The sequence below is a fragment of the Pseudoduganella sp. S-14 genome (genome assembly GCF_049913285.1).
In the GTDB taxonomy this organism is placed as follows: Bacteria; Pseudomonadota; Gammaproteobacteria; order Burkholderiales; family Burkholderiaceae_D; genus Rugamonas.
Genome location: NZ_CP183991.1, coordinates 1,450,825 through 1,473,493, shown reverse-complemented (window position 1 = coordinate 1,473,493; position 22,669 = coordinate 1,450,825). Strand labels below are relative to the sequence as shown.

Annotated in this window: 21 protein-coding genes and 1 pseudogene; 6 read left to right on the top strand and 16 right to left on the bottom strand. The window is 61.7% G+C overall.

Annotation, left to right across the window (positions count from 1 at the left end):
* Positions 1-16 precede the first annotated feature (16 nt).
* Positions 17-585: pseudogene (locus tag ACN9MZ_RS06820) on the bottom strand (dienelactone hydrolase family protein); the annotation flags it as partial.
* Between the two features lie 248 nt (positions 586-833).
* A complete protein-coding gene (gene polA / locus ACN9MZ_RS06815) occupies positions 834-3,587 on the bottom strand; it encodes a DNA polymerase I (protein ID WP_426341461.1) in 2,754 nt (917 codons plus the stop codon).
* 110 nt (positions 3,588-3,697) lie between these two features.
* On the opposite strand from polA, the gene ACN9MZ_RS06810 reads away from it, so the two are divergent.
* The 3 genes from ACN9MZ_RS06810 to ACN9MZ_RS06800 are packed head-to-tail and all read left to right on the top strand — an operon-like array spanning position 3,698 to position 5,887.
* The gene (locus ACN9MZ_RS06810; RefSeq protein WP_426169063.1) at positions 3,698-4,117 is read left to right on the top strand and encodes a hypothetical protein; all 420 of its coding nucleotides are present in this window, start codon (positions 3,698-3,700) and stop codon (positions 4,115-4,117) included.
* Between the two features lie 36 nt (positions 4,118-4,153).
* Entirely contained in the window at positions 4,154-5,110 is a 957-nt protein-coding gene (locus tag ACN9MZ_RS06805) for a homoserine kinase (RefSeq protein ID WP_426341460.1), read from the top strand.
* Positions 5,111-5,887: a BPSS1780 family membrane protein gene (locus ACN9MZ_RS06800; RefSeq protein ID WP_426341459.1), complete on the top strand. Its 777-nt coding sequence runs from the start codon at positions 5,111-5,113 to the stop codon at positions 5,885-5,887.
* A gap of 21 nt (positions 5,888-5,908) precedes the next feature.
* Here the strand turns inward: ACN9MZ_RS06800 and ACN9MZ_RS06795 are convergent, their stop codons facing one another.
* From ACN9MZ_RS06795 to ACN9MZ_RS06780, 4 genes are all read right to left on the bottom strand, one after another.
* The gene (locus ACN9MZ_RS06795) at positions 5,909-6,361 is read right to left on the bottom strand and encodes a DUF4275 family protein (protein ID WP_426341458.1); all 453 of its coding nucleotides are present in this window, start codon (positions 6,359-6,361) and stop codon (positions 5,909-5,911) included.
* Positions 6,362-6,543: 182 nt separating this feature from the next.
* Positions 6,544-6,861 carry a hypothetical protein gene (locus tag ACN9MZ_RS06790; RefSeq protein ID WP_426341457.1) on the bottom strand — a complete coding sequence of 106 codons (318 nt, stop codon included), beginning with the start codon at positions 6,859-6,861 and terminating at the stop codon, positions 6,544-6,546.
* Positions 6,862-6,943: 82 nt separating this feature from the next.
* Positions 6,944-7,351, bottom strand: coding sequence for a DUF2251 domain-containing protein (locus tag ACN9MZ_RS06785; protein WP_426341456.1), 408 nt, complete (start codon positions 7,349-7,351; stop codon positions 6,944-6,946).
* 538 nt (positions 7,352-7,889) lie between these two features.
* A complete protein-coding gene (locus ACN9MZ_RS06780) occupies positions 7,890-8,432 on the bottom strand; it encodes a hypothetical protein (protein WP_426341455.1) in 543 nt (180 codons plus the stop codon).
* 148 nt (positions 8,433-8,580) lie between these two features.
* Here ACN9MZ_RS06780 and ACN9MZ_RS06775 point away from each other — a divergent pair, with 148 nt between their 5' ends.
* The gene (locus tag ACN9MZ_RS06775; RefSeq protein ID WP_426341454.1) at positions 8,581-10,887 is read left to right on the top strand and encodes a UvrD-helicase domain-containing protein; all 2,307 of its coding nucleotides are present in this window, start codon (positions 8,581-8,583) and stop codon (positions 10,885-10,887) included.
* 325 nt (positions 10,888-11,212) lie between these two features.
* Positions 11,213-12,136 (top strand): DMT family transporter, encoded by a 924-nt coding sequence (locus ACN9MZ_RS06770; protein ID WP_426341453.1) that lies wholly within the window; start codon positions 11,213-11,215, stop codon positions 12,134-12,136.
* Here ACN9MZ_RS06770 and ACN9MZ_RS06765 read toward each other — a convergent pair.
* Entirely contained in the window at positions 12,128-12,565 is a 438-nt protein-coding gene (locus ACN9MZ_RS06765; protein WP_426341452.1) for a hypothetical protein, read from the bottom strand. The two genes, ACN9MZ_RS06770 and ACN9MZ_RS06765, sit on opposite strands and share 9 nt — an antisense overlap.
* Positions 12,566-12,717: 152 nt before the next feature.
* Between ACN9MZ_RS06765 and ACN9MZ_RS06760 the strand changes: the two genes are divergently transcribed.
* Positions 12,718-13,023 (top strand): DUF7709 family protein, encoded by a 306-nt coding sequence (locus ACN9MZ_RS06760; protein ID WP_426341451.1) that lies wholly within the window; start codon positions 12,718-12,720, stop codon positions 13,021-13,023.
* 81 nt (positions 13,024-13,104) lie between these two features.
* Here the strand turns inward: ACN9MZ_RS06760 and ACN9MZ_RS06755 are convergent, their stop codons facing one another.
* The 9 genes from ACN9MZ_RS06755 to ACN9MZ_RS06715 form a co-directional block, all read right to left on the bottom strand.
* Positions 13,105-14,217 (bottom strand): aldo/keto reductase, encoded by a 1,113-nt coding sequence (locus tag ACN9MZ_RS06755; RefSeq protein ID WP_426341450.1) that lies wholly within the window; start codon positions 14,215-14,217, stop codon positions 13,105-13,107.
* A 70-nt stretch (positions 14,218-14,287) separates the two neighbouring features.
* Positions 14,288-15,292, bottom strand: coding sequence for an IS110 family transposase (locus ACN9MZ_RS06750; RefSeq protein WP_426338545.1), 1,005 nt, complete (start codon positions 15,290-15,292; stop codon positions 14,288-14,290).
* A 266-nt stretch (positions 15,293-15,558) separates the two neighbouring features.
* Entirely contained in the window at positions 15,559-17,631 is a 2,073-nt protein-coding gene (locus tag ACN9MZ_RS06745) for a M56 family metallopeptidase (protein WP_426341449.1), read from the bottom strand.
* Positions 17,632-17,870: 239 nt separating this feature from the next.
* The gene (locus tag ACN9MZ_RS06740) at positions 17,871-18,977 is read right to left on the bottom strand and encodes an S-(hydroxymethyl)glutathione dehydrogenase/class III alcohol dehydrogenase (RefSeq protein WP_426341448.1); all 1,107 of its coding nucleotides are present in this window, start codon (positions 18,975-18,977) and stop codon (positions 17,871-17,873) included.
* A 37-nt stretch (positions 18,978-19,014) separates the two neighbouring features.
* Positions 19,015-19,407, bottom strand: coding sequence for a response regulator (locus ACN9MZ_RS06735; RefSeq protein WP_426341447.1), 393 nt, complete (start codon positions 19,405-19,407; stop codon positions 19,015-19,017).
* 154 nt (positions 19,408-19,561) lie between these two features.
* The gene (locus tag ACN9MZ_RS06730; protein ID WP_426341446.1) at positions 19,562-20,191 is read right to left on the bottom strand and encodes an ANTAR domain-containing response regulator; all 630 of its coding nucleotides are present in this window, start codon (positions 20,189-20,191) and stop codon (positions 19,562-19,564) included.
* 17 nt (positions 20,192-20,208) lie between these two features.
* Positions 20,209-20,826, bottom strand: coding sequence for a thiamine phosphate synthase (gene thiE / locus ACN9MZ_RS06725; RefSeq protein ID WP_426341445.1), 618 nt, complete (start codon positions 20,824-20,826; stop codon positions 20,209-20,211).
* 9 nt (positions 20,827-20,835) lie between these two features.
* The gene (thiD, locus tag ACN9MZ_RS06720) at positions 20,836-21,882 is read right to left on the bottom strand and encodes a bifunctional hydroxymethylpyrimidine kinase/phosphomethylpyrimidine kinase (RefSeq protein WP_426341444.1); all 1,047 of its coding nucleotides are present in this window, start codon (positions 21,880-21,882) and stop codon (positions 20,836-20,838) included.
* Positions 21,879-22,661, bottom strand: a complete 783-nt coding sequence (locus tag ACN9MZ_RS06715; protein ID WP_426341443.1) for a thiazole synthase — start codon at positions 22,659-22,661, stop codon at positions 21,879-21,881. Before ACN9MZ_RS06715 ends, thiD begins: the two co-directional genes overlap by 4 nt.
* Between the last annotated feature and the right edge of the window lie 8 nt (positions 22,662-22,669).

Sequence of the window (22,669 nt, the reverse complement as noted above, 5' to 3'; positions counted from 1 at the left end):
AGCATTTTTCGCTAACTTAGGCCACGCCATGGGCCTGGAACCAGGCCAGCGCACGCTGCCAACCATCCTGTGCCGCGTGCGGACGGTATTCCGGGCGGTAGTCTGCGTTGAAGCCGTGCGGGCATCGGGATAGACGTGAATGGTTGATTTGCTGCTTCCTTGCGCCACGGCGGCGCGCATCTGCTCCAACGAGTCAAGCGTGATGCCCCGGTCCTTGCCGCCGTACAGCCCCAGTACCGGCACTTTCAGGGCCGGCGCAATGTCGACCGGCAGCGCGGGCCAGGCGGCAGTGCGCTCCCCCACCGGGCGACCATGCCAGGCGACGCCGGCTTTGACTTGCGGGTTGTGATGGCTGTACAGCCAGGTGATGCGACCGCCGTAGCAAAAGCCGGTGATACCCGGGCGGCCGGCATCGCCGCCGTTAGTGTGCGCCCACTCCGCTACGACGTCCAGGTCACCCATCACGTCAGAATCAGGGGTCTTGCGGACGATGTTAGCCATCAGGTCAGCGATGGATTGCTCACGGCTTGCGTCGCCCTGGCGCACGAACAAGTCCGGCGCCAGCGCCAGGTATCCCGCCTTGGCCAAGCCAGGGCGGCCTTAATAATCAGCGCGTTGGCGTCGTTCTGCAAATCCTGCACGCGTTCTAATTTTCGAAAAAATTGATTGGATGACATTTGCAGCAGCTTCATGTGACAAAAATTGTCAAGTCGATTGCCAAATTCTGTCAGTCGCCGCTCGCGGAATGCGGCGCGCCTCTGGATACTGTGCCAGAGTCTCCGCGAGCGAGCCATTGGCGAAACAACGGCTCGAGGGCGGTAATGAACGCCGGATCAGTGCGCTTCTTCCCAGTTGCAGCCAACGCCCACTTCCGCCACCAGTGGCACCTTGAGATCGGCCACGCCCGACATCAGCTTCGGCAGCATGTCCTTGACCAGCGCGAGTTCGGCATCCGGCACTTCCAGCACCAGCTCGTCGTGCACCTGCATGATCATCTTGGTCGCCAGGCCTTCGCGCTCGATCCAGTCCTGCACCGCGATCATGGCCAGCTTGATCAAGTCCGCTGCCGTACCCTGCATCGGCGCATTGATCGCCGCGCGTTCGGCGCCCTGGCGGCGCGGACCATTTGGCGAATTGATCTCCGGCAGCCACAAACGGCGACCGAACACAGTCTGCACATAACCTTGCGCCTTGGCTTCGGCGCGGGTTTCGTCCATGTAGCGCTTGACGCCGGCAAAGCGGGCAAAATAGCGGTCGATGTAGTTCTGCGCGGCGGTGCGGTCGATGCCAAGGTTTGCCGCCAGGCCGAAGGCGCTCATGCCGTAGATCAGGCCGAAATTGATCACCTTGGCGTAACGGCGCTGCTCCGGCTGCACGTCGGCTGGCGCCACGCCGAAGATCTCGGCAGCGGTTGCGCGGTGGATGTCTTCGCCTTCGTGGAAGGCGCGCAGCATCGCTTCATCGCCTGAAATATGGGCCATGATGCGCAGCTCGATCTGCGAATAGTCGGCCGACACGATATGCGCACCGGGCGGGGCGATGAATGCTTCGCGGATGCGGCGGCCTTCGGCGGTACGCACCGGAATGTTCTGCAGGTTGGGATCGTTGGACGCCAGGCGGCCTGTGATCGCCACCGCCTGCGCGTAATTGGTGTGCACGCGGCCGGTGAGCCTGTTGATCATCTTTGGCAGCTTGTCGGTATAGGTCGACTTGAGCTTGGCCATGCCGCGGTATTCCAGTAGCACTTTCGGCAGCGGATAGTCTTCCGCCAGCTTTTGCAGCACTTCCTCATCGGTCGATGGCGCCCCGCTCGGGGTCTTTTTCACCACTGGCAGTTCCAGCTTGGTGAAGAAGATCTCGCCGATCTGCTTGGGCGAGCCGAGGTTGAACGGCTGCCCAGCCAGTTCGTAGGCCTTCTGTTCCAGCTCCAGGATGCGCGCGCCCAGCTCGTTGGACTGGGTCGCCAGCAGGCCGGCGTCAATCAGCACGCCATTGCGCTCGATCTTTTGCAGCACCACGGCGGTCGGCAGCTCGATGGTGTTGTAGATGCGGGTCAGGCCTTCGTCGCCGGAGACCTGGCCGTGCATGGCCAGGTGCAGGCGCAAGGTGATGTCAGCATCTTCCGCCGCGTACTCGGTGGCGCGGCCGATTTCAACCTGGTCGAAGCCGATCTGGCTGGCGCCCTTGCCGCACACTTCTTCATAAGCGATGGTCTTGTGGTTCAGGTGACGCAGCGCCAGGCTGTCCATGTCGTGGGTGCGGTGCGACTCGAACACGTAGGACTGCAGCAGCGTATCGTGCACGATGCCGCGCAAGGTCACGCCGTGGTTGGCGAAGACGTGCGCGTCGTACTTCAGGTTCTGGCCCAGCTTCGGCTTGCTGCCATCTTCCAGCCAGGGCTTGAGCCTGGACAGCACCCAGTCGCGCTGCAGTTGCTGCGGCGCGTCCGGGTAACGGTGTGCCAGCGGGATGTAGCAGGCGATGCCAGGCTCGGTGGACAGGGAAATGCCGACCATCTCGGCCAGCATCGGCTCCAGTGACGTGGTTTCGGTATCGAGCGCAGTAAGCGGGGCGGCATCGATGCGCGCCAGCCATGCATCGAACTGCTCCTCGGTCAGCACCGTCTCGTAGCTGATGGTGGCCGGCGGCGCTGCAAACAGGTCGGCCGTGGCGCCCGGTGCCGGCGCTGCGGCTGCCGCACTGCCCGGCGCCGGTGCGGCCGGGGTCAGGCCCGAAAGTTCACGCAGCAGGGTCTTGAAGCCGTACTTGGTGAAGAAAGCGACCAACTGCTCGCGGTCTTCATCCTTGGCGCCCAGCGATTCGGAAATCGACATCATGTGCGCCGACAGGTCGCAGTCCGTTTTCACGGTAATCAGTTCGCGGCCCTTCGGCAGCCACTCCAGCGCGGAACGCAGGTTGCCGCCCACCACCCCGCCGATCTTGTCGGCGTTTTCCATGATGCCGGCCAGGCTGTCGTACTCCTGCAGCCACTTCAGCGCAGTTTTCGGGCCGCATTTCGCCACGCCTGGAACGTTGTCGACCGTATCGCCGATCAGGGTCAAGTAATCAATGATGCGGTTCGGCGGCACGCCGAACTTGGCCAGCACGCCCGCCTCGTCCAGCTTTTCGTTGGTCATGGTGTTGATCAGCGTGACTTTCGGCGTCACCAGCTGGGCCAGGTCCTTGTCGCCGGTGGAAATCACCACGTCCAGGCCAGCCTGCTCGGCCTGCACCGACAGGGTGCCGATCACGTCGTCCGCTTCCACCCCCTCCACCATCAGGATCGGCCAGCCCATGGCGCGCACCGCCTCGTGGATAGGCTCGATCTGCAGGCGCAGGTCGTCCGGCATCGGCGCCCGCGTCGCCTTATAGTCGGGATACATATCATCCCGGAAAGTCTTGCCCTTGGCATCGAAGACGCAGGCAATGTAGGCAGCCGGGAAATCGGCGCGCAGGCGGCGCAGCATATTGACCATGCCGTGCATGGCGCCGGTTGGATAGCCTTCGGCACTGCGCAGGTCAGGCAAGGCATGGAAGGCACGGTACAGGTAGCTGGAACCATCGACCAGCAACAGGGTCTTTTGCATAGCGGGGGGAGTGGTGTAAATCTCAATATTCCATTATCGCAGAGTTTTACAACGGGACAGGAGGGCATTTGATACAATGGTCAAACCAATAAATTGAACGAAATCCCATCATGCGCGCCCACACTTCCTGGCTTGCCCTCCCCCTAGTCCTGCTGGCGTCCGGCGCCCTGGCGCAGTCTGCCCCGCCCCAGCCGCAGCAACTGGAACGCATCGAGGAAGTGGACAATCCGGTCACCGTCACGGCCAAGCCGGGCCGGGAAACCAAGATTGTGGAAAAGCGCGAAGGTGGCCGCGTGACCGAAGCCAAGGTCAAGAGCGGCGGAAGCACGTATACCGTCAAGCCGAATACCCCGGCTGGCAGCGCACTGCCCGGCGATGCAGCCGGCTCGGCCAACCGTGGCCCGCAGTGGACTGTGCTGGAGTTCGACCTCCTCAGCAAGAAGAAGAAACGCTCTGCCGAGGAAGCGGAGAAGGAAGACGGCCCGCCGCCACCTCCACCGCCAGCCCAGCCGGCCGCGCCGACCAAGTAAGCGCGCGCCCCGTACGAACACTTAACCTGGTTTCTCATGGCAGTTTTTACCCCGGTCTCACTGGAAGATGTCGGCCATTGGATCAAGCAATTCCCCCTTGGCAAAGCCGTTGCGCTGAAAGGCATCGCATCCGGCATCGAGAACAGCAATTTTTTCCTGACTACCGAGCGCGGCGAGTTCGTGCTCACGATTTTTGAAAACCTCAGCTTCGAGCAGCTTCCGTTCTACCTGCAGCTGATGCGCCACCTGGCCGATCACGGCGTGCTGGTGCCGGCGCCCGTCCCCAACGACCAGGGCGAGCTTTGCGTGCCGCTGCACGGCAAGCCGGCCGCCATCGTCTCCAAGCTGGAAGGCAAGCCGCAAATGGCGCCGCAACCGGTGCACTGCGCCGCCGTCGGCGCCATGCTGGCGCGCATGCACCTGGCTGGCCAGGACTTCGCCCTGCAGCAACCCAACCTGCGCGGCCTGCCATGGTGGCGCGAAGCCACCGCCGCCGTGCTGCCGCACCTGGCGCTGGAGCAGGCCCACCTGCTGCACGACGAAATGAAATTCCAGGAAGCGCTGCACGCGTCCGACGACTACCTTGCCCTGCAGCGCGGCCCGGTGCACGCCGACCTGTTCCGCGACAACGTGATGTTCGACGGCGAGCGCCTGACCGGTTTCTTCGATTTCTACTTCGCCGGCTGCGATAGCTGGCTGTTCGACGTCGCAGTGACCGTCAACGACTGGTGCATCGACCTGGCGACCGGCGCCCTCGACGAAGCACGCGTGCGCGCCATGCTCGATGCCTACCACGCAGTGCGGCCATTCACCGCCACCGAGCATTCGCTATGGCCGGCCCTGCTGCGAGCCGGCGCATTGCGCTTCTGGATATCGCGCCTGTACGATTTTTATTTGCCGCGCGCCGCCGAAATGCTGACGCCGCACGACCCGACCCACTTTGAGCGCATCCTGCGCACACGCATTGCCGTTCCGGCCCCGGAGTTGTATTAAATGAGTAACATCCCCGCCAGCGCAGGCGTCGCCTGGATTCGCGAAGGCTTCGCCATCTTCCGCAAACAGCCCGGTGGGCTGATGCTATTGATGCTGGCCTACTTGGTGGCGGGTGTGGTGCTGGGGATTATTCCCTTGCTGGGGCAATGGCTGCCAATGATCCTGGCGCCGGTATTCACCGCAGTCTTCGTGCAGGCCTGCGCCGCCGCCGACCGCAAGCAAAGCCTGACGCCGGAAATGCTGCGCCCGGTCTTCCAGAAACCGATCTTCCCGCGCTTGGCCGGACTGGGCGCGCTGTTCGTTCTGGTGCTGGCCTTGCTGGCCATGCTGTTTGCGTCCGTAGTCGGCATGGACACGATGCGCCAGTTGGCGGAGCAGCAGGCCAAGCCGGATGCTGCAGCCGCGGCCGCGGCAGCCAACGGCAACTTCGGCTGGGCCATGTTTGTGATCTTCCTGCTGTCGCTGCCGATCAGCATGGCGATGCTGTTCGCAGCACCGCTGATCTTCTGGCAGCAAATGCGTGTCGGCAAAGCGCTGTTCTTCAGTTTCTTTGCTGTCTGGCGAGCGCTGCGTGCCTTCCTGCTGTATTTCCTGTGCTGGGTGGCGATTGTGATGCTGCTGACTAATGTGGTGCTGCTCCTGCTCGGCAAGACCCTACTGGGCATGGCGGTGCTGCAATCGTCACTGATGGTACTCGTCATGGTCATCCAATGCTCGGTATACGCCGCTTACAAGGCTATTTTTGGCGAGCCGGCGCTGCCGGGGACCAACGCGTAAGCTCGCTTCGATCAGCGGCCCTTAGGCCCATCCCTTCCGGCGCGCGGCCTCGGCCTGGCGCCGCTTCTCTACCTTGAATTGATTTTCAGCGTCCAGCTTGGCAAAGTCAGGATGGCGCGCAAAGTACGGTCCCAGCCAGCCGTCTTCATGCGTGAATGCCATGGTCCACGCGAAGTTTGGCGGGAACACATAGTAATCACTAAGCGACGATGACTTGGGGAGCAAATCGGTGACAAAAGCCAGTTTGCGATCGTTCGACAGGACGACGAACTCCATGCCGGCCTGCTGCTCGTATTGCTGAATTGCTTCAGCGCCGGCAATATTCGGATAGCGAGCGGCGCTGAAGACATGCCAGAGGTATGCCTTTGTGTTGGCACCTTGCCGGTTCTTGCCGAATACCTCCAGCCAATCGTCGGCAAGCCGGTTCGCCTCCGTCTCAGAGAACTGGCGAACTACGATGCCCGGATGAATCATTTCCTTATTCCGCATACGCCGCCCTTGCTCCTGACCATGTGCGGTCCAGGAAAATGCTTTGACACCAGCGGCGCAACGAAGATGCGTTGTTTGTGATCAGATGCATACGGCAAAACGTTCAAAGTAGCTGGCTGCCGGAAAGCGCAGCGTGGAGAGAGTCCAGTTGACTGCAATGTTAGAGATTAGTCTGCAATCCCGTACAGGCCAAGTTGTTTCCATTTTGCGTATGACAATACCGAGATCAGCTTATGTAATAAGGCTTCTTCATCAGGACGCAAGTTTAACGTGAGCAGAGGGAGCAATTGCGGAAGTACTTGTTCAATCTCTGCCACAGAAAAAGCCTGATCCTCGAAAAGATTCGAAATTCGTCGAACAAATGATGAATCGACCCGCTCAAGCAGACGCAATATGGCTGGAAGTTCGCCGAACTCAATCCCACCCACTATATGTGCAGCGTCTTTGACCTTGCTCCCTCGGCCAACTACCAAATCGTATGCCATTGGCGATCTCTAACGTGTGACGTGAGAGTGCTTGGAGCCCGTAGGCCGGAAAGCATTCTCTCGATGGAAGGGTTGGAGCGCATCATGCGAACAACTGAAGTGCAGCTTCGCTCCACTCATGACTCCCGCAAGCACAAAGGCCTGTGGATGCTGGAGGTGGAAAGCCAGTTCTACAAAAGGCTCTCTTCGCTTCGAAGTCGAAGATAGCATGCGGATAACTATTGATAAGCAAAACGGCTTTCCTTGAATCGACAGACCAGCCAATTTTGACGACGGAAGGCTTGGCTCGATCAGTAACGTTCGAGACGTTGTAAATGTGGACTGCGTCTTGAATCGGGTTGCCGTCAAACGATGGATCGAGAGCATAGAAGTAGCCCGTATCCCCATCATCTTCGAAGACTGCAACGTAATGGCTCTCTGGCGCTGCCCCCTCCACAATGGAACAGATGCCAACGGAAATCTCTTCTTCAGCGGTGACTTGAATTGGCATGGATTTATTGCGCTCTAACGTGATTGCTTAGCGGCGCGCGGAGGCGGGCAACGCCCGCCGTAAGGCGTCCGCGGGAGGTGAGGATTAGGATTTACTGCAGCCATGAAAGAGAAATGGCCGGCATGACGATCGCCACAACCAAGACAAATGCCGATAAGAAGAACGCCGCATACCAACGCAGACCTGTTTGAAGCGAAGCAGGAATTCTTCCGAAAAATCTATAGCCGGGCTGCATTCTTCCACGCTCGGGGTGAAACCAAGCGCAAGCGCAAAGCAAGGCCCACGGTAGGCCAACAACCGGACCAGCGATGACGCCGCTAATGCGAAGCGAGCCGAGCGCAGCAGTCGCAAAAACCGCCACAATTCCGAGCGCCAATGCAAAAGCCAGCCACCCGCGATGGGGATACCAGCGACTTGCTACTTTGGTATACACAGACGGGGACATGCAATTCCTAACGTGGAGGTGAGCGGATGGCCGCCCGGAAATTTCTACATCTAATGAACTGCACCGCATCGGCCAGTCCGCTCAACGGAATTGTTAGCCCTTCTTTTTTTTGATGACGTTATTGTACTGGTATAAAAAGCTGTCTTTACCATCCCCTGTGTAATGAAACGTCCGAGGACTCAGTTCAATTAAGCTATCCCAATAGTCGCGACTAACCGCCTTGGCACATTGAAGCTCGTGCCTTTTATTGTCAACCTCAACTCTAATCACACCCAATACTTTGGGATAACTCTCAGATAGCTCTATTTCGTAAAGCGCTTTATTATTTATAAACAAGTAAGAGACGTAAGAATACTTGTTGAAATAGTGGCCTTCGAACTTCTTCAAGGATTCTTTGCCAGAGGTTGGATACACAAATTCTGGCATCCCGACCCTGCCAAAACGGTACTGAACCGATTCCGAATCGCCATAGCCGCCACCGCAAAGCGACGCAACCTTCTTGGTGCCGGTGATGGCGCACGAGAAATGTGTCACTTCCCCGTGAGCCTCGTTGCAGTGAGTTTGAGCAATAGCGTTTTCGGCGAGCATGACCAAAGACACAGTCGCAAGGAAACAAAGGTGGCGCGTGTTGATCATCAAAATGGTGAATTCGACGTCATATTAACGTTTTAACAAACGTCATTATGACGCCTAACACCGCAGCGATCAATCATCAGCGAGGTACCAACCAGCTTAGGCGGCCGCCAGACCGGCCTCCCAAGCGCTCCGCCGGTATAATGGCGGCATGCAAAATCTCCTCCACAACCTCAATCCCGAACAACTCGCAGCAGTCACCCTGCCACCGCAAAACGCCCTGATCCTGGCCGGCGCCGGATCGGGCAAAACGCGCGTGCTGACCACCCGTATCGCGTGGCTGATCCAGACAGGCCAGGTCTCCCCGGCCGGCGTGCTGGCTGTAACCTTTACCAATAAAGCGGCGAAGGAAATGCTCACCCGTCTGAGCGCCATGTTGCCGATCAATACACGCGGCATGTGGATCGGCACCTTCCACGGCCTGTGCAACCGCTTGCTGCGCACCCACTACAAGGATGCCGCGCTGCCGCAGACCTTCCAGATCCTCGATTCGCAAGACCAGCTGTCGATGATCAAGCGCCTGCTGAAAGCGAACAATATCGACGACGAGAAGTTCCCACCGAAGCAGGTGATGTACTTCATCAACAACAACAAAGACCAGGGCTTGCGCGCCTCGCAGGTGGAGGCCTACGACGCGTTGGAGCGCAAGCTGGTCGAGCTATACCAGCTCTACGACGACCAGTGCCAGCGTGAAGGCGTGGTGGATTTCGCCGAACTGCTGCTGCGCACCTACGAACTGTTGTCGCGCAACGAGCCGCTGCGCCAGCATTACCAGCAGCGCTTCCGCCACATCCTGGTCGACGAGTTCCAGGATACGAACAACCTGCAGTACGCCTGGCTGAAGCTGATGGCAGGCCATGCCTCGCCGTTCGGCGGCGCGCTGTTCGCGGTGGGCGACGATGACCAGAGCATCTACGCCTTCCGTGGCGCCAACGTGGGCAATATGCAGGCCTTCGAAAGCGAGTTCCAGGTCAAGAACCTGATCAAGCTGGAACAGAACTACCGCTCGCACGGCCACATCCTGGATTCAGCCAACCTGCTGATCTCGAACAACAGCCGCCGCCTGGGCAAGAACTTGCGCACTGACGCCGGCCACGGCGAGCAAGTTCGCGTGTACGAGGCGAGCTCGGACCTGCAGGAAGCGCAGTGGATCATCGAGGAAGCCAAGTCTCTGATTGCCGAAGGCGCCCTGCGCCGCGAGATCGCGATCCTGTATCGCTCCAATGCGCAATCGCGAGTGGTCGAACATGCGCTGTTCTCGGCCGGCATGCCTTACCACGTGTACGGCGGCCTGCGCTACTTCCAGCGCGCTGAGGTCAAGCATGCCATCGCCTACCTGCAGTTAATGGACAATCCGCACAACGATTCGGCTTTCCTGCGCGTGGTGAACTTCCCGGCGCGCGGCATCGGTGCGCGCTCGATCGAGCAACTGCAGAATGCAGCTGCTACTTACAACTGTTCACTGTATGCAGCCGTGCCATACATGGTCGGCAAGGCTGGCAGCTCGCTGGCCGCCTTCACCAAGCTGATTGAAGGCGTGCGTTTCGAGACGCAGCAACTGGCGCTGCCGGAACTGGTGAAGATCACGCTGGATTCTTCCGGCTTGTTGCAGCATTACCAGAACGAGAAAGAAGGCGCCGACCGCGTCGAGAACCTGGAGCAGATGGTCAGCGCGGCAACGCAGTTCGTTTCGGAGGAAGGCTTCGGCCAGGGCGCGCCTGCGCACCTCGGTCCGCAGGCCTCTGCCGCAGCCGGCGCGCAAGTGGTGGTGGCCGATGGTGTCGAGATCATTGATGCAGACGCTCCGCTGGCGACCGTGATGTCGCCGCTGTCAGCTTTCCTGTCGCACGCTTCGCTGGAAGCCGGCGACAACCAGGCGCAGGAAGGCCAGGATGCACTGCAATTGATGACGGTGCACTCGGCCAAGGGCCTGGAATTCGACAACGTCTTCATCACCGGCCTGGAAGAAGGCCTGTTCCCGCACGAGAGCAGCTCGAAGGAAGAAGGCGGCGTGGAAGAGGAGCGTCGCCTGATGTACGTCGCGATCACGCGCGCGCGCCAGCGGCTGTACATGTCGTTCTGCCAGACCCGCATGCTGCACGGCCAGACGCGCTACAACATGAAGTCGCGCTTCTTCGACGAACTGCCGGAGGAATCGTTGAAGTGGTTGACTGCGCGTGTGCAGAACAACTGGTTCTCTACCGGCTCGCGCAAGTCGGCGTGGGATGAAATGCCTTCCGTGCCAAGCGTGGACAACCGCCTGGCTGCGCGCATGAACGAACGCTCCGGCGCTTCGGGCGGCTGGCGCATCGGCGAGTCCGTCGCTCACGCCAAGTTCGGCGAAGGCGTAATCGTCAACCTCGAAGGCAGCGGTGCCAACTGCCGCGCGCAAATCAACTTCGGCTCCTTCGGCATGAAGGTGCTCGACCTCTCGGTCGCCAAGCTGGAACGACTCTGATACCGGGCTGGGCGGAAACGTTCGCGTTTCCGCCCGCTGCGATACCGTCGAACTCGATTCAACGAGGCGGCAGCGCAACGCATCATCGCTTCTGCTGCATCTTGTGCTCCCCCCTTTTCCAACGAGGTAGACCACTGATTTGTGTCCGCCAATCGCTTTGGCTACGGGGGTATTTCGCCAATGTGGCCTCGCCAAGTATAACAGTGCGCCCGCTGTGCATCTGCATTTTTGCATAAGCCAAAAGCGATTATTTGGAATATCCATGCAATGAAGCATAGCCTACAGTGGACGCCATCGTTACTGACATTCCCACTGGAGGCTACACATGGAAACCCTTCTGATCCCTGCTTCGCTCCTCGCCGGCGGCCTGCTCGCCGTGCAGGCGGGCGCCAATGCGCAGCTGTCCAAAGCAACCGGCAGTCCTTTTGCGGCGACCACGCTGCAACTCTCGGTCGGCACGCTTGCGCTGCTGGTGCTTGCCCTGGCCACTGGAACATTGACCGCCGTCGCGGCCCTCCCCAGCGTGCCCTGGTGGCATGCGGTCGGCGGCGTAGCGAGCGCTTTCTATGTCGTGTCCACGATCTTGCTGTTTCCCCGCCTTGGCGCGATCGTATCGGTTGGCCTGTTTATTGCGGGCCAGATGCTGGCGTCATTTGTGCTCGATGTCACCGGACTGGCTGGCGGCACGCCGCGCCCAATCGATGCGCCACTTGCCATCGGCATGCTGGCAATCCTCGCCGGTGCCGCCATCATCGTAAAAGGGCAGTCGGGCCAGCAGTCGCAGCCTGTCGCGGGCAAGGCTGGCTGGATTGTCCTTGCGCTGCTGGCCGGGGCGGTCCTTCCGGTACAGGGCGTGGTAAACGGTTTGCTGCGGCATGACCTAGGTGCACCGTTCGTGGTCGGCGCCGTGAGTTTCCTCGTCGCTACGCTGGCGATGGCGGTGACGCTGCTGTTCTCCGCTACGGTACTGCGTACTCCGGCGCCGACGCTGCAAGGGCTGCCTGCCATGCCCTGGTGGGGTTGGCTGGGCGGCTTCGCGGGCGCGATCTACGTGACCACCGTTTTCACCGCAATACCGGTCATCGGCGCTTCGGCTGCAGTCGGGTTGACGGTGGCAGGACAGCAAGTGGCGTCCGTTTTCGTCGACCGTCATGGCTGGTTCCGTCTGCCGAAGCGCGATGTTTCCGCGCTGCGCTTAACGGGTGTCGTGCTGCTCCTGGCCGGTGTAGCGGTCATCAAGCTACTGTGAGAGACGCCAGCCCCACCACGTATAGTGGTATTCGCGCTCCTCGACCTTGAAGGCAGTTCCGCAAGTAGCGCATGAACACTGGTAAAAGTCGACCCAGTTGCCTTCGAGGTATGTAATTCCTTCGATGCGCACGTTCCCTGCAGCTTGCTCCTGATTCGGATCAAACATCAGGTACTCTGGATAAAGGCGGCACAGGCACCCTTCCCTGCCACGATGAAAACGCAATTTTCGAAGGGCAAACTGCAGGTGTTTATCGTTGGGGAACACCACGCCCCCAAGCGACAGCTTCTTCGTGCTGGCCGTAATCTCGTCGAGTATCGAAGCGAGTGCGTCCAGTTCGGCGCTGTCGCGCAGCTTGATAATCGCGCATGCACTCGACCAGACCCTGGTCGCATCTCCCGACAGGATATCGTCTTTAAGTTTGCCCATTCTCTAGCGTTTGCTCGCGGTTCATCGTGCCTGCATTGTACTGAATGCAGGATTTTCGCCACATCTTGTCGGGAAACCGCCAAGTTGGGGGCCGAAGCCTTGAAGGCGCTCCTGAAGATGCGAATATGCGCTTCATGCAAACCAAAGGAGCAATGATGAACACGCAAAACGAGCTTGCAGCTATCAACCAGAAGATCCTCGCCGCCGGCGAATCCCTGCCGCTGGTGCAGTTAAAAGACGGCAGCAAGGTGCAAACTGGCACCGTCGCCACGATGCTGCGCAACATCGAGCTGTACAACGCAGGCGAGCGTGGCGAGATTGAGAAAGAACTCGAGGCGGCCATCCCGACCGTCGCCAAGGTCGGGCTGTTCGACCTGTTCCCTCCGGAAGAATGGATCGCAGGGAACAATCAGGGCCGCCGCCTGGTTGGCACCTTGGCGGCGCAATACTTAGCCTGAGCGCTGTCCACGCCGTTGCCGGCGACCGACTTCGAGGCGCTGCTAGCGCATGCCTGAAAAAATGGGGTACGTCCCCATTTATTACTGCACGCCGGCTGCGGGGCCGCTTATGCGCACCGGCACGTGGTAGCCGTTCGGCTTGTCGCTCAGCGGCGCCGCGCCCGACAGCATGGTCTGCATGCCCGGAGTGAAGAAGGTGTAGGGATAGCCCGCCGTCTTGGCGCTGATTGCATCCAGGCGCTCGCGCAGTTGCGCCGGCAGCTCGAAGTCCAGCGCGCCGAGATTGTCCTGCAACTGCGCCAGCCTGGTCGCGCCCACCATCACGGTTGCCACGCCCGGACGGTTGGCCACCCAGTTCACCGCCACCTGCGCCATGCTGCGGCCCATTTCGTTCGCCACGTTTTCCAGTTCCGCTACGATGGCGAAATTGCGTTCGTTGAACTTGGCGAAGGCGGGGTTGTTCGAGCCGCTCATGGTTTGCAAACGGCCTTCGCCGAACTGGCCGCCGGTACTCGGCTTGTACTTGCCGGACAACAGGCCGCTGGCCAGCGGGCTCCAGACCATCACGCCCATGCCATGCCGCGTGCCCAGCGGGATGTATTCGTCTTCAATGGCGCGCTCCACCAGCGAGTATTCCATCTGCAGCGTGGCCAGCGCCTCGTAGCCGCGCAACTCGGCGATCGTTTGCATGCGGCTGGCGTACCAGGCCGGCACGTTCGACAGGCCGATGTGGCGCACCTTGCCGGCACGGACCGCATCGTCCAGCGTGCGCAGCACTTCTTCAGGCTGGGTCACCATGTCCCAGGCGTGCACCAGGTACAGGTCGACGTAATCGGTGTCCAGCCGCTGCAGCGAACCTTCCAGCGCGCGCATCAGATGCTTGCGGCCATTGCCGCCCGCATTCGGATTGGACGGGTCGCTGCTGTAGGACGCCTTGGTGGCCAGCACAATCTTGTCGCGCAAGCCGCTGTCCCGCACGAACTCACCGACCCAGCGTTCCGATTCGCCGTTGGTGTACAAGTCAGCCGTGTCGACCAGGTTGCCGCCCGCCTCGGCGTACGTCATGAACTGCTCGCGCGCGCTCGCCTTGTCGGCGCCCCAGCCCCAGTCGGTGCCGAAGGTCATGGTGCCAAGCGCCAGGCGCGATACGCGCAGGCCGGAATTGCCGAGGGTGTAGTACTGTTTAAGGGACATGCTTTCTCCATGGTAGTTATTGACAATGAGGAAATGCCAAATAAACAATATCATGGAATGAAAGTCGGGGTCAGATACCGTCTTGGACGGCAAGCCTTTTTTCCATGTATTTCGGGTCAAAGGGCTTGCCTGACTTAACTACCCCGTAAATCAAGTGCACTAACTTGCGCATAATTGCGCCGGCGACGGCCATTTTGGAGAGGCCGTTGGCCTCTAAACGTTGGCCAAACTGCTTCAGGATAGGGTTGTGACGTTTTGCAACGAGGCTTGGCAGGAATAAAGCTGCTCGCAGGTGTTTGTTCCCCATACGAGTCATCATTGTCCGGCCTCGTATTGAGGTTCCGGATTGTCGTTGCCTGGGTGTGACCCCGATGAACGCTGCAAGCGCCTTCGCATTTCCGAAGCGCCGAACATCCCCCACGTGGCCTAAGACCTTTACCGCTGTCGTACGGCCTAGCCCGGGAATGCTTTCAATGAGCTCTGCATCCTGTTTAAGCCCTGGATGGCGGTCAATGTGATCGTCGATATCCCGTGCTATTTGCGCAATTTGCGCATCCAGCCATTTGATATGAGCCTGGACATGAGGGATAACATCCTGTTGTTTGGCTGTTTCATGCGCTTCTAAACGATTCAACTCCTGCTGGCGCATATCTTGAAGTGCAGTCAGCCTGTTGCCCCAGGCCCGTAACTGGCGCTGTTCACGTGATGGCGCATCCCAAGATGGCGGCGCCATCGCTGCACAGTAGCGAGCAATTAATCCAGCATCAACTTGGTCGTTCTTGTTGCGGATATTCTCGCTGCTGCCAAAACTTTTGATGCAGTTCGGATTGACCAAGCTGACTTTAATCCCTTTGTCAAACCAATACAGGGCGATAGGTTCGCTATAGACGCCTGTCGACTCAAGGCAAATATGGGTTTCCAGCAGAGAAATCTTCTGCTTGTTCAGCCAGACTTCCAGCTCTGCGAATCCTTCTTGGGAGTTCGGAACTGCTTTCGCCTTGACTTTGCCATCAACTAGCAAGGCTACATCCAACTTACGCTTGCTGACATCAATCCCTACGACCGGCGTATTCATCTCGTCCACCTTTCTCGTATGCAGGCTTACCCAAGGGGCGACCTAAGATACCGTCCGGCGTCCAGATGAACAAGTGGGCAAGGTCACCTATCTGACCCACAAGCTCAATGGCTTCCACTCTGTTCGGTGAGACCTTGCCCCGCCGCCTTCAGAATCCTAATATCTTCTTCCAAAGGTGCAGATTCAATATACGAGCTCTGGCAATCCGCCACATTTTTCGCAAAGCGAAAAATGTGGCGGATTGCCAGAGCTGACCCCGACTTTTATCACAGAATCGGCTTGGCGCTGCCGTTGCTGATGGCTTCGTCGATCAGGGCGCGCGAGGCCTTGTCGGCTTCACGCGACAGGCGGCCCTGTTCGCGTCCCAGCTCGCCCATCTTGCGGCCCATTTCGGCCAGGGGCCGGGAAGCTTCGACGATGCGGGCATGCATGGCGGCCATCGGCGCCTGGCGTGCTGCCAGTGCCGCATGGCGGCTGCCGATCTCGCTGCCGCGGCGCGCCATCTCTTCCGACAGCGGTTCCATCTGCTTGCGCAAGCCTTCCAGCTCGCGTTCGAGCTGGGCGCGCGTCTTGTCGTCGGCCATTTCCATCTTACGGCTGGCTTTTTCCATGGCGCGGGCGATGCGTTCCTGCTGGCGTGCGGAGAGTTCCATCTTGCGCTCCAGGTCGCGCTCGATCGCTTGCTGCTCTTTGCTGCCCATGGCTGCGTCGACTTCCTTCGCAATCTGGTCGCTCATGGCTTCCACCTGCTTGCCTTGCACGTCCATCAGCTTGCCCTGCTCTTCCATGAGCTTGCCGTGTGCTTCGGCTGGTTTCCACAGCTCACGCACCTTGCCTAGCAAGGCCTGGTCCTGGATGACATAGGACTTGCCATCCTTGCGCACGTAGATGAATTCGCCCTTGGTCTCCTGGTGCAGTTTGCGCAGCGCAGCCAGGTCGCTGGGGGCGCCTTGGAAGTTGGTCACCGATAGCTTCTGGTTGTTGTCACGCACATAGGCGTAGGCGCTGCGACTGCCGTCATCGATGGAGAAGTAGTTGTGGCTCTCGATATCCCGCAGCTCTTTCGGCAGCGTTGGCGGTTTCGGCGGCTTGGGCGGAGCCGGGACTGCCGCCATCGGCGCCGGTGGTGCGGGAGGCGCCAGTTCGGCCGCTGGGGCCGCAGGCGCTGGCGGAGCTGGCGGCGCAGCGATAGCTGGAGGTGCTGGCGGGGCCGGCGGCGCAGGCTCGACGTCGTGCTGGTCGTCGGTATCGGTGACGTGCATCGCCACGGCGGGCGCGGGTGCGTCAACAGCGCTGGCGGCCGCTTGCGGCATGGCGTGGGCGTACAAGGCGGCGCAGGCCGCAAAAATTCCCAATAGGGGGGTCGCCATCTTCCAGCTCAGTGGCTGTGCAGCGGGGCGGATCAGGCGCTTGATTCGGGACATGAGGTCTCCTCCGTTTGCCGCGGGGGCGGCAACGTGATGGGTGGTGAACTGGAATTTATCCAGCTCGGAAAGTGCAAGTGCCAGGCGCCGCGGTTCGCCGAGCGTGCTTGCTGCTAAGTCGTCTGCGATCTGTTCACGTTCCCGACGGATGCATTGCGACAGCATCCATACGCTGGGGTGGTAGAACAGGAAAATCTCGATGCCGCTCTGGACCAGGTTCACCAGGTAGTCGTGGCGGCGCACATGCGCCAGCTCGTGAGCCAGCAGTGCTTCCAGCAAATCGGGCGGCAGGCCGCTGACCAGCGAGGCCGGCAGCAGCACGATCGGGCGCAGGATGCCGGCCGTGATCGGGCCGTCCAGCGCATCGACGGATACGCCAAGGCGCACCGGGCGGCGAATGCCCATGCGCTGCGCCATTGCGGTGGCGCGCGCCTGCCATGTGGCGTCGGCGTGGTAATGGTTCGGCAGGGTGCGGTTGCGCACCCACTGCAGGCCGAGCGACAGGCGCAGCGTCATCAGCGCGGCGCCGGCGGCCCACAGCAGCACCAGCCAGGGCATCTGGCGACGCAGCAGGTATTCCCAGGATGCCATGGCGTCGACGTCGACCAGGGCGGTGTCGGCGGCCATGCCGTCCGCTGCGCCAGGGATGGCAGCGATGGCGGCGGCTTCCAGTGGCGCCGGCAGCACGTAGCCGGTGTCGGCGGCGTCGGCCAAACGCCAGGCGAAGTTGGCCAGCGGCAGCGCGGCGCACAGGAGCAAGGCGAAGCAGGCCACCAGGTAGCGCGTTTGCGGGCGGGCGTTGCGCAGGCCATGCAGCGCCAGCGCCGCGACGCAGCCGATCAGCAGTCCCTGCCACAGGAAGTGCAGCAGGGACCAGCCCAGGGCGGGGGTGACGGCGTTCAGCAGGTTGCTCATGGCGGGCGGCTCCGGTGTTGTGGTGTCCTTGCAAACTAGATTAAATGATCTAGAACTTTGTGTCTAGAACTTTTTTTCTAGTTTGGGGTGCAAGTGTTCTGGAGCTAATGTAGCCGCGCGCTTGGCGGAGGTATTGGGGACTGCGACAGGCGGTTGTTTTCGCTGCCTGGACGGTTTAAAACCGGTAAATCTGTGTCAGACCCGCAGGGTCTGACACGCCTGCGGTGCAGCCGCGGGGCTTAGTAGACGACCACGGAGCGGATCGATTCGCCGCGTTCCATCAGGTCGAAGCCGTCGTTGATGCGCTCGAGCGGGAGGGTGTGGGTGATCAGCTCGTCGATCTTGAGCTTGCCTTCCATGTACCAGTCGACGATCTTCGGCACGTCGGTGCGGCCGCGCGCGCCGCCAAAGGCAGAGCCCAGCCAATGGCGGCCGGTCACCAGCTGGAATGGACGGGTGCTGATCTCCTGCCCCGCCGCAGCCACGCCGATCACGATCGACTTGCCCCAGCCCTTATGGCAGCACTCGAGCGCCTGGCGCATCAGCTGCGTATTGCCGACGCACTCGAAGCTGTAATCGGCACCGCCATCGGTCAGCTGCACGATGGCGTCCACCACATTCTCCACGTCGCGCGGATTGATGAAGTGGGTCATGCCGAACTGGCGCGCCATCGCTTCGCGCGCCGGGTTGATGTCGATGCCGATGATCTTGTCGGCGCCGACCATCTTCGCCGCCTGGATCACGTTCAGGCCGATGCCGCCCAGGCCGAACACCGCTACATTGGCGCCCGCTTCCACCTTGGCGGTAAACAGCACGGCGCCAACCCCGGTGGTCACTCCGCAGCCGATGTAGCACACCTTGTCGAACGGCGCGTCGGGGCGGATCTTGGCCAGTGCGATCTCCGGCACCACGATGTAGTTGGAGAAGGTGGAGGTGCCCATGTAGTGGAACAGCGGCTTGCCGTCGAGCGAGAAGCGGCTGGAGCCATCCGGCATCAGGCCCTTGCCCTGGGTGGAACGGATCGCCTGGCACAGGTTGGTCTTGCGCGACAGGCAGAATTTGCACTGGCGGCATTCCGGCGTGTACAGCGGGATGACGTGATCGTCTTTCCTGAGCGATGTGACGCCCGGCCCGACGTCGACCACCACGCCTGCGCCTTCATGGCCGAGGATGGCCGGGAACAGGCCTTCCGGATCGGCGCCGGACAGCGTGTAGTGGTCGGTGTGGCAAATGCCGGTGGCCTTGATCTCCACCAGTACTTCGCCCGCGCGTGGCCCGTCCAGGTCCACTTCTTCAATGGTCAGGGGCGCGCCCGCCTTCCATGCAACTGCTGCTCTCGTCTTCATCCCGGTACCCCGAATGTGATAAAGATGACAGCATAGCCTAACTCCTTACCGCCAGCATGGACTCCAGCCCCAGCATGTGCGACACGGTGCGCCACAACTGGCGCGGCGAAGTCCAGGGCTTGGGCAGGAAGGCATGGGCCTGGTGGTGCAGCATCGGCTGGCTGGCCGAATACAGGAGCACCGGGATGTCTTGTTCGGCCTGGCGCAGGGAGCGGATCAAGGCGTGTCCATCGCCGTCCGGCAGGTCGGGATCGATCACCAGCAGCGCAAATTCGCCTTGCTGCAACTGGCTTTGCGCCTGGTCGAAGCTGGCGGCATGCACCACGTGGATTTCGGGCGCCAGCAAGGTCGCCAGGACCACGGCGCTGTCTTCATCGTGATCGACGTGCAGCACCCTTGGCGCCTGATGCAAATCAAATGACATGTTCATGAAGCGGTTCTCCGCACTGCAGGGGAATGGACGGCGGAGCTGGGCCGAAGGATATTGCCGGGCCGCGAAGAGGGGGCGGCCGCTGGGGGGACTGCGGGGGCGAATCGGGGCCCACCGCAACAGTCTACTGTATGTCGCCGGCACGCGAAAAGTTTTATTTTTTCAGGCGTGCGTTAAACGCTGCATGCAAGCCATTCAACATTTCCTCGGCGGCCAGAAGCTGGTCGGCCACTTCATTGATCTTGCGCCGGCTGGAGCGGGCGTGGTCGCGCAGCACTTCGAAGGCGGTGTTGCGATCGGTCTGGTACTTGCACATCAACAGGCCGACGGCCAGGCTGGTCTCGCGGCCGGCCGCCAGCGCCGCGTTGAGGTTGATTTCAGTGCGCCGCAGCTGGCGGATTTCGTCGGCGCGCGCCAGGCCGGCCTCAAAGGCCGGCATCAGGTGCTGTTCGTCCACAGGTTTCACCACGAAACCCACGGCGCCGTAGGCGGCCGCCTGCTTGCCGGCGTCGGCGTCGCCGCGGCCGGACAGGAACATGAAAGGCACCGTGGTGTTGCGGTTCAGCTGCTTGGCCAGCTCCAGGCCCGACATGCCCGGCATGTGGATGTCGAGCAGGGCCAGGTCGGGTTCGCGCTCGGCGATCAGGGACAGGGCCTGGTCCGATGAATGCGCCAGCATCGTGTCGTAGCCGGCGCGGGCTAGCAATTCGCCCAGGAACTCGGTCAGGATCTTGTCATCATCGACGATCAGGATCAGGCGCTTTGGCGGAGTCTGGGAGTTCATCGGCGTCAACCTTATGGTTATGCTAATGGACAAATTATAGACTGAAACTCCCGCACTGCCGCCGCGACATCTTCGGCCAGGTAGACGCTGGTGATAGCCGCTACCAGCTGCGCCCCCTCGGCCACCAGCGGCGCGGCATTCTGCGGCGTCATGCCGCCAATGACGCACAGCGGCACGCTGATCACCTCGCGCGCATGGCGCAGGATGGCAGGCTGGGTGGTGACGGCGTACTGCTTCACCTTCGATGGATAAAAGCCGCCGAACGCCACGTAGCTGGCGCCAGCCGCCTGCGCCGCCTGGGCGCGCGCCAGCTCGCCGTAGCAGGAAGCGCCAATCAGCTTGTTGGGGCCGAGCGAAGCGCGCACCTCGGCCAGCGGTGCATCAGTGCCGCCGAGGTGCACGCCGTCGGCGCCCAGTTCGCGGCACAGCGCCACGTGGTCATTGACCAGGAAAGGCACGCTGTACTTGTGGCACAGTTCGCGCAGCGCCCCGCCCTGCTCGCGCCGCTGCGCGGCACTGGCGTCCTTGTGGCGGTACTGCAGCAGCGCGACGCCGGCGCGCAGGGCCTGCTCGGTGACCTCGAGCAGCTTGTCGGTGTCGTCCCAGTTCGGGGTCACCAGGTAAAGTCCGTGCATTATTTCTCCTTATCGCTGCGGAATGCGCTGGCCGGGTGCGATCGCGTATGAGGCGGCCAGTGCGCGCTGGGTGTAGCCTTGCGCCTTGGTTAATGCTTGTGCCATGGTATTGCCCAGTGCCAGCAGGGCTGCCGTGGCGGCGGCCAGCGTGCATCCGCTGCCATGGAAGCTGCCGGGCAGGCGCGGCCAGCTCCAGTTCTGCTGGCGGTCCGGCCCGAGCCAGCGGTTGACCACCACGTCGCTGTCTGCGTCGTGGCCGCCGGTCACCAGCACGTGGGTGCAGCCGAGGGCACGCAGCGCGCGGGCATGGGCCAGTGCATTGCCATGGGCAGTGCCATGCCATGCCGGCGGCACGCCAGGCGCCGCCAGCGCGACCATTGGCGTGGCCGCCACCCGCGCGCCGTCGCCTGCCACGCGGGCAGGCACCTCGCCACGCTCCGGGCCGTGTTCATCGTACGGTTCCGCGCTGCCAGCAACCGGCGCGGTGGCCATGGGGGCCATCATGGCACGCGCCGCGGTGCCCACGCGAACGGGAGCGCGATAGCGCGCCGCGTTGCCGGCCAGGGCTGCCGCCTCCGGCCCATTCGGAGTGATCAGCGTTGCCAGCGGCAGCAAGGGCGCCAGCGCCTGCACCGCATCGTCGCGGCCCAGCGCATCGCCGTGGCCGCTGCGCAGAACCGGATCCAGCACCACCGGCGGATCGCTGTACAGTCGCTGCGCCCAGCCCGGCGCGGCGCCGGCTGCCGCGCGATGCGTGGCGCGCAGCTCGCCGATCAGCGTCGCGATGGCCTGCGCATTTTCCGCGCTGCCCGGGATGCCGATCTTCACCGCCGCCACCGGCACCTGCGCCAGCAGCGCGCGCGCCTGCTGCAGCACGATTTCCGGCGCCACCGGCAGCACCGCGTGCACGCGATTATTGTCCTGCACCGTGATGGCAGTCAGCACCGGCAGCGCATGCGCCCCCATCGCAGTGATGGCCTGGATGTCGGCCGCCATGCCGGCGCCGCCCGAAGGATCGGCGCCGGAAAACACCAGCACGCAGGGCCGGTCGCTCATGCGAGCCTCCCCGCCATCGGCGACGAAGGCGAAGCGGCGAAACGGCGCGGCATGCGTCCGGCCAGGAAGGCTTCACGGCCGGCCTGCACGCCCAGCTTCATGGCGCGCGCCATGCGTACCGGGTCGCCGGCAGCGGCGATGGCGGTGTTCATCAGCACGCCGTCGCAACCGAGCTCCATGGCGATCGCCGCATCGGAGGCCGTGCCGACGCCGGCATCGACCAGCACCGGCACCTTCGACTGTTCGATGATCAGCGACAGGTTCCACGGGTTCAGGATGCCCATGCCGGAGCCGATCAGCGACGCCAGCGGCATCACCGCGCAGCAGCCGATGTCTTCCAGCATGCGCGCCTGGATCGGGTCGTCGCTGCAGTAGACCATGACATCAAAGCCGTCCTTCACCAGTTCGCGCGCAGCGACCAGGGTTTCCGGCATGTTCGGGAACAGGGTCTTTTCGTCGCCCAGCACTTCCAGCTTGACCAGCTTGTGGCCATTCAGCAGCTCGCGCGCCATCTGCAGCGTGTACACAGCATCCTTCGCCGCGTAGCAACCGGCCGTATTCGGCAGGATGGTGAATTCATGCGGCGGCACGACATCCAGCAGGCTAGGCGCGTGCGGATCCTGGCCGATGTTGACGCGGCGGATCGCCACCGTGATGATTTCAGCACCCGCCGCCAGCGTGGCTTCGCGGGTTTGCGGCAGGTCCTTGTACTTGCCGCTGCCGACCAGCAGGCGCGAGTTGTATTGCTTGCCTGCGATGACCAATGGTTTGTCTTGCATGTGCAGTC